The following is a 4,838-nucleotide window of genomic DNA, read 5'->3' on the forward strand; positions in this document are numbered from 1 at the left end:
CATCTTTAGGAAATGGTAGCTATTCAGCAACTTTCAGAGATGCTATGCGTGTATCCAGTAATAACAGTCAGTTTTTCAAAAACAATACTTCCACTAACTCAACTTCAGTATCTGAAGGTTTAGAAAGACACCGAGTGTGGTTATCTTTGAGTAGTGCACAAGGATCTTACAATCAAATGTTAGTTGGTTATGTTCAGGGAGCTACTAATGATTTTGACTCGCTATATGATGGCAAGACTTTACCGGCCGGAAATCCGGTATCTATATACACTACGGTAGGAACTGATAATTTATCTATTCAAGGCAGAACCTTGCCTTTCGATGCTAGAGATGTTGTTCCTGTTGGTTATACCACAACCATTAATGGTGAACTAACAATTACCTTAGATAATTATGATGGTTTATTTGACGAACAAGATGTTTATCTGTTAGATAAATTTACTGGAATCTACCATGATTTAAAAGCAGGTAATTTTACATTTACAACTACAAGCGGTACTTTTAATAATAGATTTGAATTGCATTATACTACAACTGCTTTAGGAATTGATACTCCAACAGTGGTTGATAAAGATATAAAAGTGATTACCAATAATCGTGAACTTACAGTATTATGCGCAGCAGCATCAATTACTAAAGTAGAAGTTTTTGATATTTTGGGTAAATTGTTATTCACCCAGAACAACTTAAATACTCATGAATTGCAAACAACTACGCTGAATATAGCACCACAAATGATTTTGGTAAAAGTTACCACTGATAATGGTCAAACCATCACTAAGAAAACATTGATACAATAACAACCCTGTTATCATTATCAATCCAACCACCTCAGACTTTGTTTGCAGGTGGTTTTTTTTAGACTTTAATCCGCCAAGCGGCGTAATTTATTTTTGTCTACAATTTTAATGCGTTTGCCTACTAACTCAATAAGATTGCTTTTGTTGAGTTCGGAAAGTAAACGAATACAGCTTTCAGTAGCTGTACCAATCATACCTGCTAGTTCTTCACGAGAAAGCTGTAGTTTTAGTGAGCCATCGGCATCTTTTCCAAAGGATTCTTCTAAGTAAATCAATGTAGCGGCTAAACGCTCTTTTACACTTTTTTGCGCCAATGAAACCATGTGGTCATCGGCATCTTTCAAATCACCACAAATGGTTTTCATTACGCTCATCGAGAAATTATTATTCTGATTAAAGAATTGCAAAATCTCAGTTTTCGGAATGAAACAAACTTCCATATCTTCCATAGCCACAGCACTCAAATTGGCCGGTTCATCACTAATCATAGAGCGTTGCCCCAATAATTCGCCGGGTTTTACCAATTTTACAATTTGGTCCTTACCATTAGAACTCAGTTTCGAAAGTTTACAAACACCATCTTTTACGCAGTAAATACCATTGGTGACTTCTCCTTCTTCAAAAATGAGCTCTCCTTTTTTTATAGTGTATGACGTTTTACAATCCGACATTTTAAGCAGTTCTTCTTTGCTCAATGCTTTGAGAGAACTGAATTGGCGCACGATACATTGTTCACATTTGCTCATAAAATGAATAGGATAATTTTGTGCCAACAAATATATTCAATGTATGACAAATATCATATTTTAATTTTAGCCATAATCTAACCTTTGTCTCAGGTAAAAATGAGCAAATTATGACTACATCACAGTGTTTCCATTGTGGTAACGAAATCCTAAAAAAAGAGGAGATTCTTTTTGATGCCAAAAACTTTTGTTGCAATGGTTGTAAAACCGTGTACGAAATTTTCAGCCAAAACGATTTATCCTGTTATTATGATTTTCAAGCAGCGCCGGGCGCTACACCGCAGGACATTAAAGGGAAATATGATTTTTTAGCCAATGAAAGTATTGTCGACAAACTATTGGAATTCAAAGAGAATACAACGCATATTGTTTCACTCTACATTCCGCATATACACTGTAGTTCGTGTATTTGGATTTTGGAAAATCTACAAAAACTTCAACAAGGAATAAACACATCTCAGGTAAATTTTCCCGAAAAGAAAGTCCGAATCACATTCCATCCCGAGAAAACGTCGCTGCAGGAAATTGTAGCCCTGCTTTGTTCCATTGGCTACGAACCTTACATCAGCTTAGAAAATTTTGACGAAGGCAAAAAGAAAGTCGATCGTACGCTGATTTATAAAATTGGAGTAGCATTTTTTTGTTTTGGTAACATTATGTTGCTGTCGTTTCCCGAATATTTTGAAGTCAATGAATTTTGGATTGATCAATACCGTGGCTTTTTCCGCTGGCTGATTTTTGCTTTGTCGCTACCGACATTTATTTACTCCGCTTCCGGCTATTATGTAGCCGCTTGGAAGAGCATCAAACAAGGCATGCTGAATATCGAAATTCCAATTGCTTTAGGCATCGTAGTGATGTTTATCCGAAGTACGGTGGATATCGTTTTCAATTACGGCCAAGGTTTTTTTGATAGCATGTGTGGTTTGATTTTCTTTATGTTGCTTGGAAAATTATTCCAGCAAAAAACCTATGATTTTCTATCGTTTGAACGCGATTACAAATCCTATTTCCCTATTGCCATTACGAAGATTTTGCCCGATGGAAAAGAAGTTTCGGTGCAAGTTTATGACATTGAAAAAGGCGACAGACTTTTAATTCGAAACCAGGAATTACTTCCCGTTGACGGAATCTTGATTTCGGAAAGTGCCGCTATCGATTACAGTTTTGTGACCGGAGAAGCAATTCCTATTGAAAAAAAATCAGGCGATAAAATCTTTGCCGGGGGCAAACAATTGGGCAAAGTCATTGAGATGGAAGTCTTATTTTCGGTCTCCCAAAGTTATTTAACACAATTGTGGAGCAATGATGTTTTCCAGAAAAGAGTCGATCAAAAACACAAATCCATTACCGATAAAATCAGTCGCTATTTTACGCCGGCTTTGCTATTACTGGCTTTTGCGTCGTTTGCCTATTGGGTTTTTATCGATGTAACAACGGCATTCAATGTGTTCACCGCGATACTGATTGTGGCTTGTCCTTGTGCTTTGGCGTTGACCGCTCCATTCACGTTGGGCAATGTATTGCGCATTATGGGGAACCGAAAACTATATCTTAAAAATGCCATTGTTGTTGAACAATTAGCTAAAGTAAACACCATAGTTTTCGATAAAACAGGAACCATAACTACCCATAAAAAATCAGCTATTGTTCAGGATGGAGTTTTTGAAGAATCGGAGTTAGCTTTATTGAAAAATGCGCTTCGTGGTTCGAATCATCCTTTGAGCAGAAGACTTTATGACTATTTACCCGAAGTTCCCAAAGCCACTATTTTTCATTTTGAAGAAATTACCGGAAAGGGAATTCAGGCCGTTATCAATGGCAAAACTATCAAAATAGGTTCCGCTGCTTTTGTTGGGGATACAGATGAAAATCTGTTAAAGCAAACCAATGTATATGTTAGCATTGATGGAATTTATATCGGCAAATTTATTTTCGACAATCAATACCGTGACGGATTGGAAGAGCTTTTCAGCAAGTTGAGTCAGAAGTATGAGCTTAAAGTATTATCAGGGGATAATGAAGGGGAGAAGGAATCTTTGGAACAATTATTACCTGAAAATACGGAGTTGGTTTTCAACCAAAAACCCGAACAAAAATTAGCCTTTATCGAAAACCTACAAAAACAAGGCAAAAATGTCCTGATGGTTGGCGATGGATTGAACGATGCAGGAGCCTTGGCACAAAGCAATGTGGGGATTTCCATTTCCGAAAATGTGAATGTTTTTTCTCCGGCTTGTGACGGGATTTTGGATGCGACTCAGTTTAAAAAAATCGACTTCTTTTTGGGTTATTCCAAAAACGCCATGCGAACCATTTACATGAGTTTTGGCTTGTCGTTGTTATATAATGTAGTGGGATTGAGTTTTGCTGTAACCGGGAATTTACTGCCAATAGTAGCGGCCATCATTATGCCGCTGAGTACCATTACCATAGTCAGTTTTGTAACTATCATGAGTAATTATTTTGCCCGAAAATAAAAAAGAGAGTATGATAAATGTCATATTTTAAGAATAGGCCTAACGGTAACTTTGCTTACACAAATTAGAGGTATGAGTGTCATCTATTTATTAATATCCATCAGTATTATCGTAGCTATAGCGTTTTTATACGCTTTTCTGAGAGCCGTAAAAACGGGTCAGTATGACGATGACTACACCCCGTCGGTCCGAATGCTCTTTGACGATGAATTGATAAAATCAGAACCCAAAACAAAAACAAAAGAAGAACAAAAACCAATTTAATTATGGAAATGCAACAATTTTATTACGACAACAAAATTGTAAAGAAGTTTCTCTACGCCAGTATAGTATTTGGCTTAGTAGGAATGTTAGTAGGGCTGTTACTGGCCATATTTTTTCTTTTTCCGAACTTAACAGACGGCGTATCGTTTTTAAGTTTCGGTCGATTGAGACCTTTACATACCAACGCTGTTATTTTTGCCTTTGTAGGTAACGCTATGTTTGCCGGAGTGTATTACTCTTTGCAACGTTTGCTTAAAGCAAGAATGTACAGCAACTTTTTAAGCAACCTTCACTTTTGGGGCTGGCAATTGATTATCGTGGCAGCAGCTATTACGCTTCCGTTAGGCTATACCACTTCCAAAGAATACGCCGAATTAGAATGGCCTATAGACATCGCCATTGCCTTGATTTGGGTAACTTTTGGTATCAATATGATTGGAACCATTTTAAAAAGAAGAGAGCGTCACTTGTATGTTGCCATTTGGTTTTACATCGCCACATTTGTTACCGTTGCCGTTTTGCATATTTTCAATAGTTTAGAAATTCCG

The 4,838-nt window shown here is 37.0% G+C and carries 5 protein-coding genes; 4 read left to right on the plus strand and 1 reads right to left on the minus strand.

Annotated features, from left to right (window positions below; all coding sequences use genetic code 11):
* A partial coding sequence (locus tag V7D82_RS13275) for a T9SS sorting signal type C domain-containing protein (RefSeq protein WP_333601438.1) occupies positions 1 to 800 on the plus strand: 800 nt, incomplete at its 5' end.
* Between the two features lie 65 nt (positions 801 to 865).
* On the opposite strand, the gene V7D82_RS13280 is transcribed toward V7D82_RS13275, so the two are convergent.
* On the minus strand, positions 866 to 1,546 hold the full coding sequence (locus tag V7D82_RS13280; protein ID WP_333601439.1) for a Crp/Fnr family transcriptional regulator: 681 nt from the start codon (positions 1,544 to 1,546) through the stop codon (positions 866 to 868).
* 110 nt (positions 1,547 to 1,656) lie between these two features.
* Here V7D82_RS13280 and V7D82_RS13285 point away from each other — a divergent pair, with 110 nt between their 5' ends.
* The 3 genes from V7D82_RS13285 to V7D82_RS13295 all read left to right on the plus strand — a co-directional run.
* Positions 1,657 to 4,026, plus strand: a complete 2,370-nt coding sequence (locus V7D82_RS13285) for a heavy metal translocating P-type ATPase (protein WP_333601440.1) — start codon at positions 1,657 to 1,659, stop codon at positions 4,024 to 4,026.
* A gap of 72 nt (positions 4,027 to 4,098) precedes the next feature.
* A complete protein-coding gene (gene ccoS / locus V7D82_RS13290) occupies positions 4,099 to 4,290 on the plus strand; it encodes a cbb3-type cytochrome oxidase assembly protein CcoS (protein WP_333601441.1) in 192 nt (63 codons plus the stop codon).
* Positions 4,291 to 4,292: 2 nt separating this feature from the next.
* Positions 4,293 to 4,838: cbb3-type cytochrome c oxidase subunit I (locus V7D82_RS13295; RefSeq protein WP_333601442.1), on the plus strand; the 546-nt coding region annotated here is incomplete at its 3' end.

It is taken from the genome of Flavobacterium sp. (genome assembly GCF_036741995.1).
In the GTDB taxonomy this organism is placed as follows: domain Bacteria; phylum Bacteroidota; class Bacteroidia; order Flavobacteriales; family Flavobacteriaceae; genus Flavobacterium.

Bases quoted from the DNA above. Each gene is read 5' to 3' on its own strand.
- V7D82_RS13280 (WP_333601439.1), bottom strand. From the start codon at position 1,546: ATGAGCAAATGTGAACAATGTATCGTGCGCCAATTCAGTTCTCTCAAA.
- V7D82_RS13285 (WP_333601440.1), top strand. From the start codon at position 1,657: ATGACTACATCACAGTGTTTCCATTGTGGTAACGAAATCCTAAAAAAA.
- ccoS (WP_333601441.1), top strand. From the start codon at position 4,099: ATGAGTGTCATCTATTTATTAATATCCATCAGTATTATCGTAGCTATA.